Consider the following 21,207-nt stretch of genomic DNA (forward strand, 5'->3'; position numbering starts at 1 on the left):
CGGCGCCTATTTCGCCGCATCCTTCGGCGGCGGCGCATCCTGATTCTTCTTCACGTCCTCCGCGGTCTTCGCCTGCGCGGCCTGGAGATCGCCGAGCATCTTCTGCAAGCCGGCCAAGGTCGTCTTCAACGCATCGATCTGGCGAGCCGCGGCGTCCAGCTTTTGCTGGTGATCGAGGTTCAGCTTGGTGATCGTCTTCTGGAGGAAGTCGACATTGCTCTGGAGGCAGCTGGTGCGGCGCTCCATGGTCTTCTCGACGGTGCAGATCTCGATGCCGGGCACGTCCTGCGCGCGGACCGGCACAATCGCCAGCGTGGCGAGCAGTGGCATCGCGAAACAGATACCGGCGCTTCGAAGCAGCATGCAGGTTCCTCGTCAAATCAATCACGGCAATGTGCGCTTTTTGCACGCAGCCTGTCGAGGCTACCACACTCGCACCGCATTCTCGCGTTGAGCTTGCGGCTGTTCCCTCGGACGGGGAGCGATGATCTGCACGCGGAGGAAATGGGCGCTCCTTCCGCGGCTTTGTTTAGGGGAGATTTTTGGAATGGCAACGCGCGACAGACGACTGGCGGAATTCGACGGCGCCGGAGAACCGCCGCCTGGCCTTGCAGTCGAAGTGCTGTGCGAGGACCACAGCGGGACGTATCAGCTGCCGTTCGCCTGCCGCTATGTCGAGGGACGCTGGCAGAACCACGCGGCCGGCGTCGCAGTCGAGGCAACCGTCATCGGCTGGCGCGTCCCGCGCATGAAGCATTCGGGCGTGGCCTGAGCACTGATTTCTGTCTCAAAATGCAACGGGGCCGCGGCCCGGTTTAACCTTCGGAACGCGGCCCGAACGAATCACGTCCGAATCAGCCGTATGGCCCCGTACGCGCCTGTTCACGGCTAGATGTCGCAACCAGCCAGCGCGCGCATACAATATCTGCACAGCGCGTGAGCGGGCCCAGCCCAGCACGGGCATCAAACGTTAACGGCTTCAATGACATGACCGCGGGAGTGCGGCCGTTGGATGCTCGCTCCCAAAACAGGCAGATGGCACCCGGCCTGCCTAATATTCGACCTCGAGCTCCTCGATCTCGGCCGGCTCATCCCTCGCCGCCGCGATCCATTCCTTCATCTCCGGCATGGCCATGATGGTATCAGCATAGGCCTGCAGCTGCGGCTCGAGCTTGACGTTGTAGGTCACGAAGCGCGTCACCACCGGGGCGTACATCGCATCAGCCATGGTGCGGATCTCGCCGAACAGGAAGGGCCCGCCCGATTTGTCCAGGCAGTCGCGCCAGATCGCCCAGACGCGATCGATGTCGGCCTGCGCGCGCGACCAGATCTTGAAGCCGGGGAAGTGCCCCTTCAGGTTGACGGGCAGCGAGGCGCGCAAGGTGGTGAAGCCGGAATGGATTTCACCGCAGATCGAGCGGCAATGCGCGCGCTGGATGCGATCCGCGGGCAACAGCCCGGCATCCGGCATCGCCTCGTTGAGATATTCGGCGATCGCCAGCGTATCCCAGACGATCGCGCCGTCGTGCCGCAGGCACGGCACCAGGATCGACGACGACAACAGCAGGATTTCGGCGCGCGCCGACGCGTCGTCCGGTGCGGTGACGATCTCCTCGAAATCGAGCCCGGAAAATTTCGTCAGCAGCCAGCCACGCAGTGACCAGGACGAATAGTTCTTGCTGCTGATGGTCAGTGTCGCCTTCGCCATGTGGCCTTCCCTCACGCCTGTGACTCACGCCTAAGACTTGCACCCCGCCCGGGCTGCGGGAGTGCGCACCGCCTGTGCTTCCCGCGAAAAGAGCAGCAAGCGACGTGCCAATCTTGAGAGCGGCTCATCCCGGGTTGGCTTCGATATTGCATAACAGCACGGGGACAGGTGGGCGTTTCAGTATGATGTCGATGTATTATCAGGCCTTTCAGAACCATATGGACCTGACGGCGCCGTGGCGGTCGGGGGCCTCCTCCGCGCTCAAATTCCTCAATCTGGTGCCGCAGGGCTTATCGGATCAGGTCGTCGGCCGTCTGTCGGCCGCGCTGGAGCTGATCTCCCGCTCCACCCTCACCTACCACCGGCCCGCCTACGGCATCGACAGCGTCATGGTCGGCAATCGCGAGGTCGCCGTGACCGAGGAGATCGCTTACGCGACCCCGTTCGGCTCGCTGCTGCGTTTCAAGAAGGAGGGCGTAGGCGAGCAGCCGCGCATGCTGCTGGTGGCGCCGATGTCCGGCCATTTCGCGACGCTGCTGCGCGGCACCGTGAAGACGCTGCTGCAGGATCACGACGTCTACATCACCGACTGGCACAATCCGCGCGACATTCCCCGCAGCGAGGGCCGTTTCGGGCTCGACGACTACACCGAGCATCTCATCGACTTCCTCGGCCAATTGGGCCCGCGCCCGCATATGGTCGCGATCTGCCAGCCCTCGGTCTCGGCGCTCGCGGCCGCCGCGATCATGTGCGAGGGCAACCATCCTTCGCGGCCGGCGACGTTGACGCTGATGGCCGGGCCGATCGACACGCGCATCCTACCGACCAGGGTCAACGAATTCGCCAAGAGCAGGCCGATCGACTGGTTCGAGCAGAACCTGATCAACTACGTGCCGATGCAGTGCCGCGGTGCCTTGCGGAAAGTCTATCCCGGCTTCGTGCAGCTCACCGCCTTCGTCTCGATGAATCTCGAGCGCCACATCAAGCAGCATATCGATCTCGCCGATCACATCGCCAAGGGCGAGAAGGAGAAGGCGGCCAGCATCAAGACCTTCTACGACGAATATTTCGCCGTGATGGACCTGCCCGCGGAATTCTACATCGAGACCGTGCGCGACGTGTTCCAGGAGCATCTTCTGCCCCAGGGCAAGCTGATGCATCGGGGACGTCCGGTGGACACCAAGGCCGTCAGCCGCATGGGGCTGATGACGGTCGAGGGCGAGAAGGACGACATCTGTTCGATCGGCCAGACGCTGGCCGCGCAAGACCTCTGCACCGGCGTGCGCGCCTACCGCCGCGTCCACCACATGCAGGCCGGCGTCGGCCATTACGGCGTGTTCTCGGGCAAGCGCTGGAACAACGAAATCTATCCGCTGCTGCGGGATTTCGTGCACGTGAACTCCTGAAGCCGCGCCACATTTCTTCAACAGGATCGGACAAGGCAGCGCGGCTTTGGGAAAGACGCCGGCGCTGCACCAAACCTAAAACACGGACATGCCGCTCCCGCCGGAGGCCAAGCCATGTCCGAACTCCCCCTCGCTGTAACACCCGCCGCGATCGTCGATGCATTGAAGGCGGTCGCAGGCAATCCGCCAAAGGTGCGTGCGAGCTTCGCCAAGGGTCGATGCGTGCGCGGGACCTATGCCCCGTCCGACCGCGCCGCAGAGATCACGCGATCGCTGAGCTTCACCAAGCCCTCGCGCGTGCTGGCGCGCTTCTCCGTTGGCGGCGGCAATCCTGGGGTGACCGACACCAACGACCTCGTGCTGCGCGGCTTCAGCTTCAGGCTTGGCGACGACGCGCATCGCTCGGACATCCTGTTGGAAAGCGCTCCGGTGCATTTTGCCCGGACGCCCGACCAGATGCTCGCCTTCCTCGAGGCGCGCATTCCGGGCGCGGACGGCAAGCCTGACATCGAGAAGGTCCGGGCTTTTTCCGCGGCCAATCCTGAAACACTGAACCAGGCGAAGTACATCGCGGCGCGCCGGCTGCCCGGCAGTTTTGCCGGCACGACCTATTGGGGCGTACACGCCTTTCCCGCGACGAACGCGAACGGCGAGACCCGCTTCATCAAGTTCAAGATCGCGCCTGTCGGCGGCGACGTCACCTTGAGCGAAGACGAAGCGAGGGCGAAGTCGGCCGATTTCCTCCATGAGGATCTCGCGCGGAGGATCGCAGCCGGCGATGTCCGCTTCAACGTGATGGCCTTGCTCGACCGTCCCGGCGATCCCACCATGGACGTGACCCTGCGATGGCCGGACGAGGACAACCGTGAACAGGTGCGGATCGGGACGATCGTCATCACCAGCCTCGAGGCCAACGAGGCCTGCGACGGCTCCATCTTCAATCCGATCAATCTTGCCGACGGCATCGGCCATCCGCCGGACGAGATCTTTGCTGCGCGCCGTACGGCCTACACGATCTCGCTGGCGAAGCGCCGGTAAATCTAAGTCTTGTCCCGTCCGCCATCCGTTTCGCGGCGCCACGCGCCCGGACTGACGCCGACGATGGACGAGAACACCCGCGTGAAATGGCTCTGATTGGCAAATCCGGCCGATATGGCAATTTCGGACAAAGGCAGGTCGCGGACTGTCATGAGTTGCTTGGCCGCCTTCACGCGCTGCTTGAGCAGCCATTGATGCGGCGGCAGGCCGGTGGAGATCCGGAATGCGCGTGAGAAGTGGCTGACCGACAGGCCAAGCTCGGTCGCGATCAGCTGTAGCGCGATCTTGCCCGAAAGATCGGAATCGAGCCGGTCACACGCACGCTTCACCTGCCATGGCGCGAGACCGCCGCGGCTCGGTTCTGCGGCTGGCTTCAGCCCACCATAGGTCTGAGCGACATGGGCCGTGAGCGCGAGCATCATGTGATCGACGAAAAGCTGGTTGGTCTCGTCGGGCCGACGCAGTCCGTGCTGCAACGAGGCGCCGACATGTCGAACGACCTCGTCGTCATGACCGACACCGGGCTCGTAGCTGAGCTCGCCAACGCGCGGTCCGCCCGGTTGCCTGGCAATGCCGTTGAGTGCCGAGCGCGGCAAATAGAAGAAGAGCGAGTGAAATGGCTTGTCGATCACATAGCGCGGGTCGCGCTTGAGGTCGTACAGATAGGTCGCACCTGCGCGAACATCCGCCTTGGTGACACAGCGGCCCTCCTCCCAGCATTCGCAATCCGGATAGTCGCGGAGTTTCAGGCTGAGGAGATAGGCATCTTCCGCAGCCAGCGAGCCGGAAATATCCGGTGTCGGATCGTCGTTGCGGACTTCGGTGACCGCGAGCTCGGCGCTGTGCAGCGAACGCGTGATCAGGACCGGTGCTTGCTTCGAGCGAAGGCCCTGCCCGAGCCTGTGCCCGTAGACGCCTGCTTGTGTCATTTTAGTAAATCCATCCGTAAAGGCACGTCTTCGCCGGCCTTCCCGAGATCCGCGCATTATCGGAGATCGCCGGCCGACGGTCCAGTTGCAGCGCATAGCACGAAGCTGGCGCGGTCGGCCGTCGCACCGGATCGCGCCGCGATGATTTCATTGTGATTTCAGCGTGATGTCACAGGTCGGGCTGGGCGAAGGACACCACCGTTGACCTGCCCGGCAGATCGCTGCGCGACTTCATCGTGCATTTTGGAAATGAATTGCGGCCTGCACGTCAGGCGGACCATTCCTCGCCCTAGGCCTGGACGACGTGGCCCGGCGATACCTCGCGATATTGCCGAACGGGCGGCTGATAATCCGGCGCGCGCACCGGGCTCCTGATCTCGTCGTTCGCTACCTCGCGCCTGGTGCCGCGGCGCGCTGGATCGGGCACCGGCACGGCCGCCATCAGCTTCTTCGTATAGGGATGCTGCGGATTGCCGAACAGGGCCGCGCGCGGACCGGTCTCGACGATCTCGCCGAGATACATCACCGCGACGCGATGGCTCATCCGCTCGACCACCGCCATGTCGTGGGAAATGAAGAGATAGGCAAGTCCCATGCTGGCCTGAAGATCCAGCATCAGGTTGACGACCTGCGCCTTGACCGAAACGTCGAGCGCCGAGACCGCTTCGTCCGCGACGATCAGCTTCGGTCCGAGCGCGAGCGCACGGGCAATGCAGATGCGCTGGCGCTGGCCACCGGAGAATTCGTGCGGAAAGCGCGCGGCCATGTCGGCGGTGAGACCAACGCGAACGAGCAGGTCGGCGACCTTCTCCCGCGCCTGCGACGCCGTCGCGAGCCCATTTGCGAGCAATGGGGCCGCAATCGCCGTTCCCACCGACATGCGCGGGTTGAGGCTCGCGAACGGATCCTGGAACACGATCTGCATCTGCTTGCGAAAGTCACGCAAGGTGCGGGCATTCATCGCCAGCACATCCTGCCCGTCGATCAGAACGGTGCCGCTGTCCGGCTCCGTCAGCTTGAGAATGGAGCGGCCCGTCGTCGATTTGCCGCAGCCGGATTCGCCGACCAGCGCCAGCGTCTCCCCGGCGCGCAAGGAGAAGGAGATGTTCTCGACCGCATGGACGCGGCCCGAGACCTTGCCGAACAGGCCCGAGCGGATTGGAAAGCGCGTGGTGAGGTTGGAGACTTCGAGCAGCGGTCGCTCGGCAATCGAGACCGTATCGGGCGTCTCCGCCGGCTCGTCCGAGGTTCCCGTCAGCTTGTCGACGATCGGAAAACGCATCGGCCGCGTCCGCCCGTCCATCGAGCCGAGGCGTGGCACGGCGGCGAGCAGTGCCCTTGTGTAGGGATGCGAAGGGGCTGCGAAGATGCGCGAGGTATGGTCGGTCTCCACCGCCTGGCCGCCATACATCACCACGGTGCGGTCCGCGATCTCGGCCACCACGCCCATGTCGTGGGTGATGAAGAGGATCGACATCTCCTCTTCCTGCTGAAGCTCCTTCAGAAGCTCCAGGATCTGGGCCTGGATCGTGACGTCGAGCGCGGTGGTCGGCTCGTCCGCGATCAGCAGCCTCGGCTTGCAGGCCAGCGCCATCGCGATCATCACACGCTGGCGCATGCCGCCGGAGAAACGATGCGGATGCTCGTGGAAGCGCGATTTCGCCGCAGGTATCCGCACGCGGTCGAGCAGGCGAATGGTCTCGACCTCCGCCGCCGCGCGCGACAGGCCGCGGTGCTGGATCAGCGCTTCCGCAATCTGGAAGCCGATGGTCAGCACCGGATTGAGGCTCGTCATCGGCTCCTGGAAGATCATGGCGATGTCGTTGCCACGAACATCCTTCATGCTCGCTTCGGGCAGCGTCAGCAGGTCGCGACCGGCAAGCCGGACGCTACCTTCGACGCGGCCGTTCTCCTTCGGAATGAGCCGCATGATCGAGAGCGCGGTGACGCTCTTGCCTGAACCGGACTCGCCGACGATCGCCACGGTTTCCCGCGAGGCAATATCGAACGACACGTCGCGGACGACGGGATTCCATTGCCGTTCGCGGAGGAAGGACGTGGTGAGGCCGGAAACCGACAGCACCGGCGACGGCGCGTTGGCAGCGACTTGATCAGCTCCGCTTGCGCCCATGCTCATGCCGGTGTCCTAATAGCCACGACTACGATCGACACGCCCAGGCAGCTCCTCGCCGCGGCGGTGGCGCGCAATCACATCCAGCACGAAATCGACCGCCGTATCCGGCGTGGTCATGCTGGCATTGTGCGGCGTGACCAGGATGCGCGGATGGCTCCAGAAAGGGTGACCCGCAGGAAGCGGCTCCGGTTCGGCGACATCGAGGACGGCACCCGACAACGCGCCGCCGTCGAGCGCCGCGAGAAAGTCGGCTTCGACCAGATGCGGGCCTCGCCCGACATTGACCAGCGACGCGCCGCGCGGCAGGCGCGCGAACAGATCCGCATTCAGGATACCGCGGGTCTCATCGGTCAGGGGTAGCAGGCAGACGAGAATATCGGTCTGCGCAAGGAAATCCGGCAGCGTCTCCATGCCCGCGTAACAGGTGACGCCGTCGATCTCGCGCGGCGAGCGGTTCCAGCCGAGAAGCGGAAAGCCGAACGCCGTGAGGCGTTCAAGCACGGCCTGGCCAAGCTGGCCAAGACCCATCACGCCGACGCGACGACGTTTGGCCGGCGTGATCCGGATCTCGCGCCAGACTTGCGCCTTCTGCTGGCCGATGAAGTGCAGGAGATCACGATGCATGGCGAGCACAGCCATGGTGACGTATTCGACCATGGTCTCCGCGATGCCGGGCTCCAGCATGCGCACCAGCGGAATGTGCGGCGGAACTTTTGACGCGTCGAACTGGTCCACACCCGCACCGACCGAGAAGACGAGCTCGAGATTTGGGAACGTCGTCGCGATGTCGTCCGGCGGCACCCAGGCCACGAGATAGCGGACGTCGGCGGGATCGCCGATGTCGGGCCAGAGCCGGAACGGCAAATCGGGCGCGCGCTCGGCGAAGAAGCCCGCCCACTCCGCGCCGCGAACCATGTTGGCCTTGTACAGAACCGTCATGCCGCCAAACCCTCAGAACGGGCTGACCGGCGCGAGCCGGCGGCCGTCGATCAGGCGCTTGTGGCTGTAGGCCGCGGGATCGACCAGCGGCGTCGCGCCCGTCACGATGTCGGCGGCGAGCTTGCCGGCCGCAGGACCGATGCCAAAGCCGTGGCCGGAGAAGCCGGTGGCGAGGAAGAAGCCGGGCATGGCATCGACCGGCGAGATCACCGGAATGGTATCCGGCGTGCAGTCGATCGTCCCGCCCCAGGCTTCCGCGATCTCGATGTCCTTCAATTCAGGGTTCGACTTGATCAGCGAAGCCAGCGCGGCATTGACCAGCGACATGTCAGGCGCGGGATCGCGCACGCGCTCGGTCTCGAACGGCGACGGCTTGTCCAAGCTCCAGCTCGTGCCGCGCATGAGCTGGTCGAAGAAGGATTTGCCGAACGACAGTTTCAACCCGTTCTTGCGATGACGATAGGTCGGCCAGAAGGTCCGCGCGTAGCGGAACAGATCGGGCGACAGTTCGACCGTGCCGCGGTTGCGTAGCGCCAGCGTAAAGCCGCCGTCGAGGCGGCGGCGGATGCAATAGAAGTCGGTGCCGAGCGCGCCGGAGGTGATCTCCGGCCCCGGCGTGGTCCGGCACGCGGTGGCGTTGACAAGGCCGATCGGCAGCTCGATGCCGTGGCGGCGGCAGAACAGCGACGACCACGCGCCGCCGGACAGCAGCACCGATTGCGTGCGAATGGTGCCCTTCTCGGTGACGACGGCGCTCACCCGTCCGCCTTGCGTCTCCAACCCACGCGCGGCGCAGCCCTGGTGAATGGTGACGCCGTGTTTTCGCGCGGCGGTCGCAAGCGCAGGCACGGCCATCGAGGGCTCGGCGCGCCCGTCGCTCGGCGTGTGCAATCCGCCGACCCATTTTTCGGCGTTGCCGGGCAGGCGCTCGGCGACCTCCGCCGGCGTCAGGACCGTGGAGTGCACCTGCATCTCGCGCGCCGTTGCGGCCCATCGCTCCCAGCTGGCGAGTTCGTCCTTGCTCTTGGTCAGGAACAGCACGCCGGTACGGCGGAAACCGGCATCTACGCCGGCGTCGTTCTGCATGTCTTCCCACAGCCGCAGCGCCTCGCGGGCCAGCGGGATCTCCTCGCGCGCACGACCCTGCTGGCGGCACCAGCCCCAATTGCGGCTCGACTGCTCGCCGCCGACATGGCCCTTCTCGACCAGGGCGACGGAGAGGCCCTTCTTCGCGAGATGATAGGCTGCGGACACGCCGATGACGCCGCCGCCGATGACGACGACGTCCGCCTGCTGAGGCAGGCGTTCGTCGCTATTTATACGGGTGAGCGGCGGGGACATGGGACACTCCAGATATTCAGTTCGATCCGAGCAGGCTTGCTCGTCGCTGGTTTCCAGATCATGGGATATTCATTCGCGGATCGAGCGCGTCGCGCAGGCCGTCGCCGAGAAAGTTGAAGCTCGTCACCGCCAGCGTGATGGCGAGGCCCGGCGCAATCGCGAGCCAGGGCGCGCTGGTGAGATAGATCTGCGCGTTGTTGAGCATGTTGCCGAGGCTCGCCGCCGGCGGCTGGATGCCGTAACCGAGATAGCTGAGATAGGATTCCAGCAGAATTGCCTTGGCGACGTTCAACGTCGCCGCCACCACGATCGGCGCAACCGCGTTGGGCACGAGCTCGCGGAACATGATCCGCAGGTTCGAAGAGCCGAACGCGAGTGCAGCAACCGCAAACTCGCGTTCCCGCAGCGAGCGCACCTGGGCCTCGACGACGCGGGCCACCCACATCCAGGCGGTTGCCGCGATCAGCACGGTGGTGGTGACGAAGCCGGGCTCGATGAGCGCCGCGAGCGCAAGCAGCAGGAAGATGGTCGGAAAGCACAGCATGGCATCGACGAGCCGCATCAGCACCGCGCCGACCATGCCGCCATAGAAGCCGGCGAAGGCCCCGACGGCGATGCCCATCGCCATCGCGATCACCATCGCGACGAAGCCGATCGACAGCGAGACACGCGCGCCCATCATCAGCCGCGCCAGCACGTCGCGGCCGAGTTCGTCGGTGCCAAGGATATGCGCGCCTGACAGCGGCGGTGCGAACCGCTTCATGATATCGATATAGGTGTCGTCGAACGGCAGGAGGTACGGGCCGAATGCCGAACCGAGGACGAGCACCAGAATGATCAACGCGCCCGCGAGCGCAAGCCGGTGCCGACGAAATCGCCGCCACGCGGCCTGGCCCGGCGCAATTTGATCGGTGGAGAGGGCGGCAATCGTCATCCCTAGCCCACCCGGATGCGCGGATCGACGACGGCATAGAGGATGTCAGCGAGCAGCGATCCGATCAGCACCATGATCGCCGAGAACATCAGGATGCCCATCACCACGGGATAGTCGCGATATCCGATGGAATCGAGGAACAGCCGGCCCATGCCGGGCCATGTGAACACGGTCTCGGCGACCAGCGCACCACCGAGCAGCGTCGGAAACTGAAGGCCGCCCACCGTGATCATCGGCAGCAGGGCGTTGCGCAAGGCGTGAACCGTAAGGATCCGCCATTCCGGCATGCCCTTGGCGCGCGCGGTGCGAATGTAGTCCTGGTTGATGACTTCGAGCATCGAGGAGCGCATGAAGCGGCCCCACATCGCGGTTTCGACCAGCGCCAGCACGAGCGCCGGCGCGATGAGATGATGGAGCAGATCGAGCGGCGAGCCGTCGCCGACGGTCTGCCGGTTGCCGGCCGGCAGCCAGCCGAGCTTCACCGAGAAGACATAGATGGTGACGAGGCCGAACCAGAAGGTCGGGATCGACAACGCGATCATGGCGCCGACGGTCGCCAGCGAATCGAACAGCGAATAGCGGCGCAGCGCACCGAGCACGCCAATCCAGCAGCCGAGCATGACAGCGATGATGGTCGCAGTCGCCATCAGTTCCAGCGTGGCGCCAAGATGCGAGGAGATCACCGCCAGCACCGGCTCGCCGTCGCGATACGAGCGGCCCCAATCGCCCCTCAGCATCCGGCCGAACCAGTCGAGATACTGGATCGGCAGCGAACGATCGAGGCCAAGCTGCCGGGTGACGCGATCGAGATCCTCCTGCGTCATCTGCGCGGACGCGGCGAATTGCGAGAGCGGGCCGCCCGGCGCCAGATGCAGAATGGCGAAGCCGATCGCGGACACGATCACCAGCAGCATGATCGCCTGCGCCAGGCGATTGGCGACGTAACGGGCCATCTCAGGCGATCTCGCGCACCTGAACCATCAGGCCCAATACCATTCGCGGATGTTCCAGCAGTTGATCGACATGTTGATGTTGGGGCGGAAACCTTGCAGCCCTTCCTTCACGCCTTCGGCGATGAAGCCCTGGAACAGCGGCAGGATCGCGAGGTCGTCGCGGATGAGCTTTTGCAGACTGCCGTAGGTCGTCTTGCGCTGCGCCAGATCGAACTGCTTGGCACCTTCGGCGAGAAGTCGATCCGCCTCCGGGTTGCGATACTGATAGGTGTTGTAGCCGCGGCCACCCTTGGCAGGGATGGCGCCGGAGCCGAAGCGGGGCGTCACGTCGGGGTCGCTGCCGAGCATGAAATTCACCCCCACGATCACCGAGTTGAATTTCGATTGCTGCCAGAAGTCGCCCCAGATCACCGCGGCCGGCATGTTGTTGACGCGCATCGCAGCACCGATCGCGCGCCAGTCCTGGATCAGCAGCTGCTGGGTCTGCTCGCGCACCGCGTTGCCCGACGTCGTGGAATTGGCGAATTCGAGCTTGACGCCGCCCTTCTCGCGCACCCCGCCGGCGCCTCGGACCCAACCAGCCGCATCGAGCAGCGTGTTGGCCTTGGCCGGATCGTATTTGTGCTGCGGCAGTCCCTGCTGGAACGACCAGGCCTGCTGCGGCACGAAGCTTTCGGTCTGCGTCGGCAGGCCGTAGTTCAAGGCATCGATGATCGCCTGCTTGTTGATCGCGAGATAAAGCGCCTCGCGCACGGTGCGGTCCGCCAACGCGCCGAACTCCAGATTGGGCGCGATGTGCTCCACCGACGACGTCGAGGAGACGAAGATCTTGCGGCCCTTCAGCGTCTTCGCCTCCTGCACGAAGTTCGGCAGAATGCCTTGCAGGCCGGTGTAGTCGACCTGTCCGGTGCGGAACTGGGTGTAGAGCACGGTGAGGTCAGGAATGTACTTGAACACCACGCGTTCGACGTACGGCCCCTTGCCGTGATAGCCGGTATGGGCATTCATCTGAATGTGGTCGCCCGGCACGCGCTCGCCCCAGCGGAACGGTCCGGTGCCGACAGGCGCGTTGTGGAAGGGCGAGGCGTTCGGATCGGTCACCTTCTCCAGGATGTGCTTGGGCACGATGAAGGTCAGCGATCCCAGGATCGACATGTAGGGCGAATAGGGAGCTTCCATGCGCCAGTGAATCTCGTCGGGCGCGACGACCTTGATGTCCTTCACGAGGCTATGGCCGACCCGGCTGCGCGCGCGGAAATCGGGATTGTTGATCAGCTCGAGCGAAAACTTCACGTCCTCGGCCGTGAACGACGTGCCGTCGTGCCATTTCACGTCGCTGCGGAGCTTGATCTTCCAGGTCAGGCCGTCGGCCGACAGGCCGCCGTTCTCGAGGGTCGGGACTTCGCGGGCGAGGTCGGGAACGAACTTGCCGTCGGGATCGATGAACCAGAGCGGCGAGAACACCTGCCACCAGATACCCTGATCGACTTCGATGCCCGGCATCAGGGGATGAAAGACCGTCGGCTCCTGCGACAGCGCCGCGATCACCTGCCCGCGCGGCTTGTCGGGCGGATTGGTCGGGCGTTCGGTCTGCGCAAATGCGGCGCCCGAAAGCGTCCATCCCGCCGCGGCGCCTGCGCCGAGCTGAAAGATCTGACGGCGATTCGGATTGCCGAGATGCAGTGCTCCAACGCCGAACTTCCCGGTGTCGTCCGCCATGACCACTCTCCGTTTTCGCACGCGGCACCGTCTCCCGCGCCCCGAGATCCCCGGCAAAGGGACAGGAGTGGGCTTTAGTGCTTCTAAATTTTTCTATCAAAAGTTCATCACGACTAAATACAGCTGTCAATCGTATTGCTAGGATGCGCGACCTTTTCACTCCGACTGAAGCTTCGGACCATCGTTGTCCGGGGCTGAGATGATGCACGGGAGAGCGACATGGATGGTCGCGGCGAGATCAACGATCCGAAGGATGCCCCGGCGATCGAGGCCGACGATGCGGTCGACCAGCGCCTCGGCGAGACCGTGCGGCTGCTGCGGCAACGTGCAGGCCTGTCGATCCAGGACGTCGCCAACAAGACCGGCCTCTCCAACGGCATGATCAGCCAGCTCGAACGCGCGCGTGCCATGCCGTCGATACGCACGTTGCGCCTGCTCAGCATCGCGCTCGACGTTCCCATCTCCTATTTCTTCGAGACCACCGATCCCGCCGACGTGCAGCGCTACATCGTGCGCAAGAACAGCCGGCGCCTGCTGCGGCTCACCGCCAGCGGCGTCGTCAAGGAAGCGCTGACGCCGGCAGACAAGGGCCAGCTCGAACTCTACGAGCTCACGCTCAATCCCGGCGCCTCGTCCGGCACCGACTTCCTGCAGCACACCGGCGAGAAGGCGGGCTATATCCTCTCGGGCAGCCTGCGGCTGTGGCTCGACAACCAGGCCCATCTGCTCGAGGCCGGCGACAGCTTTCGCTTTCCGAGCATCGTGCCACACATGTTCGACAATCCGACCCAGCAGACGGCCCGCGTGATCTGGGTGACGACGCTGCGCCAGACCGATTCGCCGGCAGGTTGAAGCGCCGCCAACCCGGCACCACCGCAAATTGCCCCTCGACGCCGCCGCGCGGAATCTGTAGCTCACATCTGTCGCTGACGTGGAGCCGGACATTGACAGGGCGGACACGGGGGGCCGCGACTGACGCGTTGGTGTGAGACCATGAAACTCAGGGGGCTTCTGACACTCGCGATGACCGCGCAGGTCATCGTGACCGCGGCGGCTCTCCTCGTCTCCTATGCCGCGACCGGAACCGGGTTCGGCATTGCCCAGATCGTCGCCCTGCTCGCAAGCGGCGCCATTGCCGTCCTGCTCGCTCGTCTGTGCACGCGCGCGATCGAAACCGCGCAGGAAAAACGTGCCGCCGCGCAATTGGCCGAGCAGGCGCAGGCCAGCGCACAGATGACGCAAGCCGTCATCAAGACCGCGCTCGACGCCTTCATTCAGACCGACCAGAGCGGCGTCGTGCTGGAATGGAGCCTTCAGGCCGAGGCCCTGACCGGATGGACGCGCAAGGAGGCGGTCGGCACCGACGTCGTCAACCTCCTCATCGCCGAACCGCTGCGCGACGGCTTCAGGCAACGCATGATGCGGCTGCTGCCGGAATTGTCGGATACGCCGATCGGCATCCGGTTCGAAGCGACCCTGCTGCACCGGGACGGCGACGAGATCCTGATCGAGGCCTCCAGCACGGCGCTGCGCATCGGGGAGCGCACCCTCATCAACAATTTCGTCAAGGACGTCACCCAGAAGCGCGCCGCCGCGGAGCAGCTGATCCAGGCCCAGAAGATGGAGGCGATCGGCCAGCTCACCGGCGGCATCGCGCACGAATTCAACAACATGCTCACCGTGATCACGGGCACCATCGAGATCCTCGCCGACGCCGTGAAGGACAATCCGCCGCTTGCGACCATCACCAAGCTGATCAGCGACGCCGCCGACCGCGGTGCCGCGCTGACGTCGAGCCTGTTGTCCTTTGCCCGCAAGCAGGCGCTCAAGCCGGCCGAGAGCGACATCAACGAACTGCTCGGAGAGCTCGCAAAGCTGCTGCTGGCAACCTTCGACAAGAAGATCGAGATCGTGACCCGGCTCGACGGCAACATCTGGCTCGCCCTGGTCGATCGCGGCCAATTGAGCTCGGCACTTCTCAACCTCGCGATCAACGCCCGCGACGCGATGCTGGACGGCGGCAGACTGACATTGACGACGCGCAACGTCGTGTTCGGCGTCCGCGAAGCCGTGGCGGTCGGGGCCGGCTATGCCGGCGACTATGTCGAGATCGAGATCGCCGACACCGGCACCGGCATTCCGCCGGCCATTCTGGAGCGGATCTTCGATCCCTTCTTCTCGACCAAGGACGTCGGCAAGGGCACGGGGCTTGGGCTCAGCATGGTGTTCGGATTCATCAAGCAGTCCGGCGGCGGCATCAAGGTCGCTTCCGAAGAAGGACGCGGCACGATTTTCACGATCTACCTGCCGAAGGCGGAGGCGAGCACGCTTCGCCCCACCGGCTATGACGAGCGCAAGGTCGTGGGCGGGACGGAAACCATTCTTTGTGTCGAGGACGACCGCGACGTCCGCCAGTACGTTACGGTCCAGCTCGAAAGCCTCGGCTACAAGGTCATCCCGGCCGCCAATGCGGCGGAGGCGCTCGCCATCGCCGCCGAAGGCACGCCCTTCGACCTGCTCTTCACCGACATCGTGATGGCCGGCAGCTTGAATGGACGAGAGCTCGCCGACGAGATGGTGGCAGCGCGCCCCTCGCTGCGGGTGCTATTTACGTCGGGCTATGCCTACGACGCCCCGCATGCGCAGGGACGCGCCACCAAGGGCGCACCGCTTCTGACAAAGCCCTATCGGAAGGCCGAGCTCGCGCGCATGCTGCGCCGCTCTCTCGACACCGCCGTCGACGCGGTTGGCGATCCGATCCCGACGCCCTATTCGGTGCAGGCCGATCTCGAAGGCTTTCTGCGCAGGCAGGCGGCTGAACGCGACAGGCGTTAGGGCGCGTCTTGCGCATGGACAGCGCATGGCTGCTGCGCAACACTCCGTCTCAGTTACAATCCCATTGGAGGCGAGCCATGACTGCACTCGAAAAGGGCATCACCGCTGTTGGTACGGGCTATGGCGGCAAGACCTGGAACATCCTGGGCCAGGTCTACTTCCCCAAGGCCGTCACCGAGTCCACCTTCGCGTTCGAGACCAACAGCGAGCCAGGCCAGTTCGTGCCGGTGCACATCCATCCGACCCAGGACGAATTCATCCTGGTGCAGGAAGGCACGCTCGACCTCAAGCTCGACGGCAAATGGGTCAAGGCCCATGCCGGCGATCTCGTGCGCCTGCCGCGCGGCATCCCGCACGGCTATTTCAACAAATCCGACAAACCGGCCCGTGCGTTGTTCTGGGTCTCGCCGATGCAGAAACTGGAGGCGCTGTTCAATCAGCTCCATGACCTGACCGACCCGGCCGAGGTCGTGCGCATCTCGGCGCTGCACGAGGTCGACTTCCTGCCGCCCGAAGCCAACGACTAGGCTACGATCCCCCGACCGACGAATCGTTGGGGGAACCGGCCATGCCTGCACGACGTCAACTCCTCGCCATCATCGCAGCACTTGGGCTGCTCCTTACGACGTTGGTCCCGAGCCGGGCGCAAACGCTCACCGCCAGGCAATCGGAGGCGGTTGCGACCTACGAGCGAGCGCTCGGCGACTTCAAGGCGATTCTGGCCGAGCGGCGCCGCCAGATCGACGCCAGGCAGCCGCTGCCGAACCTGCCGGGCCAGGCGCTGTATCTGGCACGCGTCGCCGTGATCAGTGCTTACAAGGATCTCACCGACGCCATGCCCTCTCGGATCGGCAGGCCCAACAAGTTCGAGATACCTCCGGCCTATTTCGACGCCGATATCGAACCGCTGGTCGACGAATACTCAAAACTGTTCGAGATCATGGAAGCGCCGCCGGCCGGCGCGCAGAACTCGGCGACGCCGTTCAAGGACGTGGTCGATCTCGCGGTCGCGATCGCGCGCGCCAAGGGGCTTGCGCCTGACCACGCCGAAGCCGCGGGCCGGATCAGCCTCGGGCTGTTCTTCGCCGAGACCAACGGCAAGCAGAACGTCCGCAACGGGCGCTCGAACACCTATATGGGCAGCTTCCAGACCGGCCCGTCCGAGGACCGCAACGGCCGCAGGAAATGGGAGGCCATCAAGGGCGAGATCGCGGCCGCCGATCCCGGGTTGAGCGCGCGCGACGACAAGGAGGAGGCGCGCGCCCGCGGCACCGATCATCGCTTCAATCACTGGACCAACGTGCGCGACGGCCTGATGAACGCGCATGCGGATGTTTTCCGGGAGATCCCGGGAATCGTGAAGACGCTGCCCGACCCGATCGACCAGATGAAGCTGTTCGAGCTGATCCAGATCGTTCCGACCCCGACGCGGTCAGCGCTCAAGTCCGGCGATCTCCTGAACTACAGGGTGTCCAGTCCGACGATCATGAAGCACCTGCGCAACAACAGCATCTTCGCATTCGGACAGGCCGACCGGGCGCGCACCTCGGCAAGCTTCCGCGAGATCCTTGGCGCAATGTGGCTGTTCAAGCGGAAATTCGAGAAGGCGATGGTGAAATATGCGGAGATCAAGCCGCGCTGAGGGGCCTCGCCGCGTGGCATGCGGCTGAGAGGCTAGCTCCCGCCTTGTAGCCGTCCGTCGGCGTCTTCAAAGGCAACCAGTCGCCACCTGGTCATTGCGTCCTGCGCCCGGTGCATTTAGCTTCCCCGGACAAGAACAAATCTCGGGGGGACACATGACAGCCGCTCTTCGCAAGCGCACGCGCCGTGCCGCATGGGCTTTGATCTCAACATCCTTGGTCGGCCTCGCGAGTGACGCCGCGCATGCCGAGATCGTCGTCACCGCCAATGACGGCAAGATGGTGCTGGAGAACGGCACCGCCATGGTACGCAAGCAACCGCTGCCCGACACGGTGAGCGTCATCGACTTCACCGACGGTGCCCTGAAACTTCTCGGCGAGGTGCCCGCCCCCGCCAGCGTCGTCGGCCCGCCGCCGAGCGTGGCCATTGCGCCGGATGGCGCGTTCGCCCTCGTCACCGGCGCGATGAAGCTCGATCCTGCGGATCCGGCCAAGACGGTGCCCGACGACAAGCTCTCGGTCATCGACCTGAAATCCACGCCGCCCAAAGTGCTGGCGACCTTGCAAGCAGGCGCCGGCGCTGCCGGCGTTTCGATCAACCGCGCGGGCACGCTGGCACTGGTCGCGAACCGCAGCGAAGGCACGGTCTCGGTCTTCACGATCAGCGGGAGCACGCTGACGCCGGCCGGCAAGATCCAGCTCGGCGACGCCAAATCAGGACCCAGCCACGCGGTCTTTTCCCATGACGGCGCGACCGCGCTGGTCACCCGCGACGGAGACAGCAAGATCTCGCTTCTGACCGTGGACGGGAGCAAGGTCGAGTACGCCAAGCGCGATCTCTCCGCGGGCATCCGCCCCTACGATATCGATCTCACCGGCAGCGCTACGGCAATCGTCGGCAATGTCGGCGCCAGCAGCGGTGACAACGACTCGATCAGCCTGATCGACATGACGGCGAAACCGATCCGCGTCGTCACGACAGTCACCGTCGGGCAGACGCCGGAAGCCGTGAAGATGTCCCCGGACGGCAGCCATGTGGCCGTGACGGTCATGAACGGTTCGAACAAGCCGCCGGCCTCCCCGTTCTTCAATGATTTCGGACTGCTCAAGGTCTACAAAATTTCGGGCACCGACGTTACCCCGGTGGCGGAAGCGAAGATCGGCCATTGGTGCCAGGGCATGGTGTGGTCCAAGGACTCCAAATATGTCGTGGCGCAGTGCATGGTCGAAAACGAGCTGATCGCCTTCTCGTTCGACGGCAAAGCGCTGAACAAGACATCCACGCTCAAGATGCAAGTGAGCCCCGCGGGCATCCGCACCGCGGAGCCGTAGGGCCGGAGCGCGGCGCATCCTGCGTCCTACTCAGTCCGGATCGGAGAATCCTTCAGCCCGTTGTTATCGTAGGCCTTGCGCAAGGTGCCATTCGTCACCGCCTCGTTCATGAATTTGGTGACGAAGGTCAGCGCTTGGGGACGGCCGAGCGGGACGGCGACGGCGGTGACGGTCTTCTTGAAGGTCTCGTCGAGCACGCGCGTGCCTGGAATCTTCTGCGCCATCTTGTTGAGCTGATCGCGCGACAGCGCGAAGGCATCGATCTCGCCGCTCTTCAGCAGGCCGAAGATCTCGTCGTAGGTCTGATAGCCCGTGACCTTTGCATTTTTCAGATGCGCGACCGCGCCGCGCATCGTGGTGGTGGCGTTGACGGCCGCGACCTTGATGCCCACTTGGTCGAGCGTGGCGAAATTGGTCACGTTCGAACCGGCCTTGACGATATAGGTGGCGTCCGCGACCTCGTAGATCGGGCCGAACATCATCCTGGTCTCGCGCTCGGGATCCTTCGGGAGCCAGGTGACGTCCCAAGCACCTTTTTCAAGAGTGCCTTTCGATGCCGCATCGGTGATCTGGCCGGAATTCTGGTGCACGACATATTCGACGGGCACGCCGAGCTGGGCGGCCATCTCCCTGCCGAGCTCGACGGGCACGCCGGCATAACCGGCGTCGGTCTTGGTGGACCAGAATGCACCGCCCGCCGGGCTGATTGCGATCGCGACCCGCAGCTTGCCGGTCGGTGCGATCTCGTCCTTCAGACCATCGGCTAGCGCGGGCATGGCAACCGCCGCGGCGAGAACGAGGCCGGCAAGCACCGACTTAAGGACCGACTGGAGCGACGTGGGCATGTCATGATCTCCCGACCTTTTCTTCTTGTATTCTTCTCTTGTTCGTCCCGACTGCTTCGCGTGCCGCCGCAGGGCCTTTGACATAATTCTGGTCGATCGTGCGCGCGATGGAAAGCGGATTGTGATGGCAAAACTGCCAAAGGCCACAGCGCAGTCTGCAGTGCAAGGCCGACAACTGCCATGGCTATGGTGTTCCACGTCCGGGCATTTGTTGGTAGCCTCCCGCCCCGACAGACAGTAACCGGGGGCCACCGAATGACCTGCGCGAATCCCGCATCTCCCGCACGACGCAACGCAGCGTGGAGACATGTCGGGCGGGCACTGGCCGCCGCCATGGCCGTGGCCGCGCTCGCCGGCTGTGAGGACAAGAATACGTTCGTCGCCCCGCCGCCGCCCAAGGTGGACGTCGCCGCGCCGGTGCAGCGTCCGGTGACGCGGTATGTCGAGGCCACCGGCAACACCGCGCCGGTCAAGAATGTCGATCTCGTCGCGCGCGTGCAGGGATTCCTGCAATCGATCGACTACCAGGACGGCGCCTTCGTCAAGCAGGGCACCCAACTGTTCACGATCGAGCCCGAGACCTATAAGCTCAAGCTCGATCAGGCGCAGGCGGCCGAGGCCGGCGCGCAGGCCTCGCTCCGGCAGGCGGAAGCCGACTACAAGCGGCAGAGCGATCTCGTGCAGCGGCAAGCGGTCTCGCAAGCGACTTTGGACAGCTCGACCTCGAACCGCGACAACGCACAGGCCAACCTCCAGCAAGCCCAGGCCAACACCCGCCTCGCCGAAGTCAACTACGGCTACACCAAGGTGAGCGCACCATTCGACGGCGTCGTCAGCGCGCATATGGTCTCGATCGGCGAGCTCGTCGGGGTCTCCTCCCCGACTCAACTCGCCTCTATCGTCGCGATGGACCCGATCTATGTGAATTTCACCGTCAACGAGCAGGACGTGCTGCGCATCCGTGCCGAGGCCTCCCGCCGCGGGCTCACCGCCGCCGACATGAGGCAATTTCCGATTCAAGTCGGCCTGCAGACCGAGGCCGGCTATCCGCATGAGGGCAAGCTCGACTACGTCGCCCCGACCCTCACCCAGTCGACGGGCACGCTCGCGGTGCGCGGTCTCGTGCCCAACGACAAGCGGGTGCTGCTGCCCGGCTATTTCGTCCGCGTTCGCGTGCCCTTCACCCAGGAGAAGGACGCCCTACTCGTGCCCGACACCGCACTCGGCAGCGACCAGGGCGGCCGCTATCTCCTGGTCGTCAACGGCGACAACGTGGTCGAGCAGCGCAAGGTGCAGATCGGTCCCGTGGACAACGGCTTGCGTGTGATCGAAAGCGGCTTGAAGCCTGATGATCGCGTGGTGACCGCAGGGCTGCTGCGGGTGATTCCGGGCCAGAAGATCGACCCGCAGGTGATGAAGATCGAGCAGCCGCAGGCGTCTGCCAAGTAAGTAGG

The 21,207-nt window shown here is 64.6% G+C and carries 19 protein-coding genes; 9 read left to right on the top strand and 10 right to left on the bottom strand.

Annotation, left to right across the window (positions count from 1 at the left end):
• Positions 1–6: 6 nt before the first annotated feature.
• Positions 7–363: a hypothetical protein gene (locus AC0L3J_RS18290; RefSeq protein ID WP_473347991.1), complete on the bottom strand. Its 357-nt coding sequence runs from the start codon at positions 361–363 to the stop codon at positions 7–9.
• A gap of 184 nt (positions 364–547) precedes the next feature.
• Here AC0L3J_RS18290 and AC0L3J_RS18295 point away from each other — a divergent pair, with 184 nt between their 5' ends.
• Complete coding sequence (locus AC0L3J_RS18295) at positions 548–772, top strand: hypothetical protein (RefSeq protein WP_027570609.1); 225 nt, start codon at positions 548–550, stop codon at positions 770–772.
• 279 nt (positions 773–1,051) lie between these two features.
• Here the strand turns inward: AC0L3J_RS18295 and AC0L3J_RS18300 are convergent, their stop codons facing one another.
• On the bottom strand, positions 1,052–1,708 hold the full coding sequence (locus AC0L3J_RS18300; protein WP_473347992.1) for a glutathione S-transferase family protein: 657 nt from the start codon (positions 1,706–1,708) through the stop codon (positions 1,052–1,054).
• A gap of 182 nt (positions 1,709–1,890) precedes the next feature.
• Between AC0L3J_RS18300 and AC0L3J_RS18305 the strand changes: the two genes are divergently transcribed.
• Entirely contained in the window at positions 1,891–3,114 is a 1,224-nt protein-coding gene (locus AC0L3J_RS18305) for a polyhydroxyalkanoate depolymerase (RefSeq protein ID WP_027519727.1), read from the top strand.
• Between the two features lie 114 nt (positions 3,115–3,228).
• Entirely contained in the window at positions 3,229–4,152 is a 924-nt protein-coding gene (locus AC0L3J_RS18310; protein WP_473347993.1) for a catalase family peroxidase, read from the top strand.
• A gap of 2 nt (positions 4,153–4,154) precedes the next feature.
• On the opposite strand, the gene AC0L3J_RS18315 is transcribed toward AC0L3J_RS18310, so the two are convergent.
• The 7 genes from AC0L3J_RS18315 to AC0L3J_RS18345 all read right to left on the bottom strand — a co-directional run bounded on the left by AC0L3J_RS18315 (position 4,155) and on the right by AC0L3J_RS18345 (position 13,101).
• Positions 4,155–5,081: a helix-turn-helix domain-containing protein gene (locus tag AC0L3J_RS18315; RefSeq protein ID WP_473347994.1), complete on the bottom strand. Its 927-nt coding sequence runs from the start codon at positions 5,079–5,081 to the stop codon at positions 4,155–4,157.
• Positions 5,082–5,370: 289 nt separating this feature from the next.
• Positions 5,371–7,218 (bottom strand): ABC transporter ATP-binding protein, encoded by a 1,848-nt coding sequence (locus AC0L3J_RS18320; protein ID WP_473347995.1) that lies wholly within the window; start codon positions 7,216–7,218, stop codon positions 5,371–5,373.
• Positions 7,219–7,227: 9 nt separating this feature from the next.
• Positions 7,228–8,154, bottom strand: a complete 927-nt coding sequence (locus tag AC0L3J_RS18325) for a 2-hydroxyacid dehydrogenase (RefSeq protein WP_473347996.1) — start codon at positions 8,152–8,154, stop codon at positions 7,228–7,230.
• A gap of 12 nt (positions 8,155–8,166) precedes the next feature.
• Positions 8,167–9,495 carry an NAD(P)/FAD-dependent oxidoreductase gene (locus AC0L3J_RS18330; protein WP_473347997.1) on the bottom strand — a complete coding sequence of 443 codons (1,329 nt, stop codon included), beginning with the start codon at positions 9,493–9,495 and terminating at the stop codon, positions 8,167–8,169.
• A gap of 58 nt (positions 9,496–9,553) precedes the next feature.
• Positions 9,554–10,429, bottom strand: a complete 876-nt coding sequence (locus tag AC0L3J_RS18335; protein ID WP_473347998.1) for an ABC transporter permease — start codon at positions 10,427–10,429, stop codon at positions 9,554–9,556.
• A 2-nt stretch (positions 10,430–10,431) separates the two neighbouring features.
• Positions 10,432–11,382: an ABC transporter permease gene (locus AC0L3J_RS18340; protein ID WP_473347999.1), complete on the bottom strand. Its 951-nt coding sequence runs from the start codon at positions 11,380–11,382 to the stop codon at positions 10,432–10,434.
• Between the two features lie 27 nt (positions 11,383–11,409).
• Complete coding sequence (locus AC0L3J_RS18345; RefSeq protein WP_473348000.1) at positions 11,410–13,101, bottom strand: peptide ABC transporter substrate-binding protein; 1,692 nt, start codon at positions 13,099–13,101, stop codon at positions 11,410–11,412.
• 219 nt (positions 13,102–13,320) lie between these two features.
• On the opposite strand from AC0L3J_RS18345, the gene AC0L3J_RS18350 reads away from it, so the two are divergent.
• The 5 genes from AC0L3J_RS18350 to AC0L3J_RS18370 all read left to right on the top strand — a co-directional run bounded on the left by AC0L3J_RS18350 (position 13,321) and on the right by AC0L3J_RS18370 (position 18,908).
• Complete coding sequence (locus AC0L3J_RS18350) at positions 13,321–13,953, top strand: cupin domain-containing protein (protein WP_007595614.1); 633 nt, start codon at positions 13,321–13,323, stop codon at positions 13,951–13,953.
• Positions 13,954–14,094: 141 nt separating this feature from the next.
• Positions 14,095–15,936, top strand: a complete 1,842-nt coding sequence (locus tag AC0L3J_RS18355; RefSeq protein ID WP_473348001.1) for an ATP-binding protein — start codon at positions 14,095–14,097, stop codon at positions 15,934–15,936.
• Positions 15,937–16,013: 77 nt separating this feature from the next.
• Positions 16,014–16,463, top strand: coding sequence for a cupin domain-containing protein (locus AC0L3J_RS18360; RefSeq protein ID WP_473348002.1), 450 nt, complete (start codon positions 16,014–16,016; stop codon positions 16,461–16,463).
• 41 nt (positions 16,464–16,504) lie between these two features.
• Complete coding sequence (locus AC0L3J_RS18365; RefSeq protein ID WP_473348003.1) at positions 16,505–17,578, top strand: hypothetical protein; 1,074 nt, start codon at positions 16,505–16,507, stop codon at positions 17,576–17,578.
• Positions 17,579–17,732: 154 nt separating this feature from the next.
• Positions 17,733–18,908 carry a YncE family protein gene (locus tag AC0L3J_RS18370; RefSeq protein WP_473348004.1) on the top strand — a complete coding sequence of 392 codons (1,176 nt, stop codon included), beginning with the start codon at positions 17,733–17,735 and terminating at the stop codon, positions 18,906–18,908.
• A gap of 26 nt (positions 18,909–18,934) precedes the next feature.
• On the opposite strand, the gene AC0L3J_RS18375 is transcribed toward AC0L3J_RS18370, so the two are convergent.
• On the bottom strand, positions 18,935–19,753 hold the full coding sequence (locus AC0L3J_RS18375; RefSeq protein ID WP_473348005.1) for an ABC transporter substrate-binding protein: 819 nt from the start codon (positions 19,751–19,753) through the stop codon (positions 18,935–18,937).
• A 255-nt stretch (positions 19,754–20,008) separates the two neighbouring features.
• Between AC0L3J_RS18375 and AC0L3J_RS18380 the strand changes: the two genes are divergently transcribed.
• Complete coding sequence (locus AC0L3J_RS18380) at positions 20,009–21,202, top strand: efflux RND transporter periplasmic adaptor subunit (RefSeq protein ID WP_473348006.1); 1,194 nt, start codon at positions 20,009–20,011, stop codon at positions 21,200–21,202.
• Positions 21,203–21,207 lie beyond the last annotated feature (5 nt).

The sequence above is a fragment of the Bradyrhizobium sp. Kon37 genome (assembly GCF_055807535.1).